At 70.2% G+C, this 1,052-nt stretch carries 1 protein-coding gene and 2 pseudogenes; 1 reads left to right on the forward strand and 2 read right to left on the reverse strand.

The window, feature by feature from the left end; translation table 11 throughout:
- Positions 1 to 379 (forward strand): annotated as a pseudogene (locus BN903_RS11435) (succinylglutamate desuccinylase); the annotation flags it as partial.
- A 37-nt stretch (positions 380 to 416) separates the two neighbouring features.
- Here BN903_RS11435 and BN903_RS11440 read toward each other — a convergent pair.
- Together BN903_RS11440 and BN903_RS11445 are read right to left on the reverse strand one after the other, a co-directional pair.
- The gene (locus BN903_RS11440; RefSeq protein ID WP_006628157.1) at positions 417 to 794 is read right to left on the reverse strand and encodes a DUF5811 family protein; all 378 of its coding nucleotides are present in this window, start codon (positions 792 to 794) and stop codon (positions 417 to 419) included.
- Between the two features lie 70 nt (positions 795 to 864).
- Positions 865 to 1,052: pseudogene (locus BN903_RS11445) on the reverse strand (pyruvoyl-dependent arginine decarboxylase subunit alpha); the annotation flags it as partial.

Genomic DNA, 1,052 nt, shown 5'->3' on the forward strand with positions numbered 1-1,052 from the left:
CGCGATCGCGGACGAGGAGCCGACGTTCTCGGAGACGACGGTGGTCGAGGGCCGCGAGGAGGTGCCGAAGGGCGGCGGGGAGCCGCACGTCCACTTCGCGAACTTCGAGCCGATCCCGGAGGGCGCGGTGTTCGCCGAGGACGACGTGTACACCCACCGCGTCGAGGAGCCCGGCGTGGTCCCGATCCTCGCCAGCGAACGCGGCTACGACGATATCTTCGGCATGTACGGCCGCGTCACCGGCATCGTGAAACCGCCCGGAGTGGGCGAGAATCGAGTGTACCCGATCGACGAGGAGGACGACGCGGAGGGCGAGGAGGGGAGTACGGGAGGCGACGACGGAAGCGAGGACGACGGAAAACGAGGCGGGGCGAACTGAACGAAACGGTTCAGACTGATCGGAACGAGCGGCGTCGCTACTTGGCGGTCGGCGTGATGTCGCCGACGGCGTCCATCACCTGGACCGCGGCGCTGGCGGCCAGCCCGCGGGCGACCTCGTCGGTGTCGGACTCGGCAATTCCGGCGTCGAGGTCCTCCGGGTCCGGCGTGAATCCGGCGGAGACCGGGTGGCCCGCCGGGGGGTTGACGGCGACGGTCGCCTGCGGACCGTTCGCACCGACAGACAGCTCGGAGCCGACGGCGTAGCTGTCGGGGAGATACGATTCGGTTCGCGATACGATTCCGGCGACCGCGCGCCGGAGCTGTCGTTCCTGATCCGGAGAGAGGTCGACGGCCGCGGGCGAGCCCGCGTCCGTCACACCCGGTGCCCCGGCGTACGGGTTGTTGCCGTTCATTCGAAGACACGACACGTACGCGGCAACGAGTCAAAAAGGCGTCGGCGGCGACAGGATCCGCCCGGCTGCGCTACAGGATCGGCTCGGACTCGCCGTAGGCGGCGATCACCACCGCGGTGGCGTACCGGTCCGCCTCGGCGGCGACCGTCTCGACGCGCGTCTCTCGGTCGGGAAGCTCCCAGTCGCGGAGGTCGACACCGGCGTCGAGGCCGTCGCGGATCCGGTCGCGGACGTCGTCGCCGTCCTCGCCGGTCACCT

Source organism: Halorubrum sp. AJ67 (genome assembly GCF_000513435.1).

Coding starts and splice junctions, on each gene's coding strand:
- BN903_RS11440 (WP_006628157.1), bottom strand. CDS start 794: ATGAACGGCAACAACCCGTACGCCGGGGCACCGGGTGTGACGGACGCG.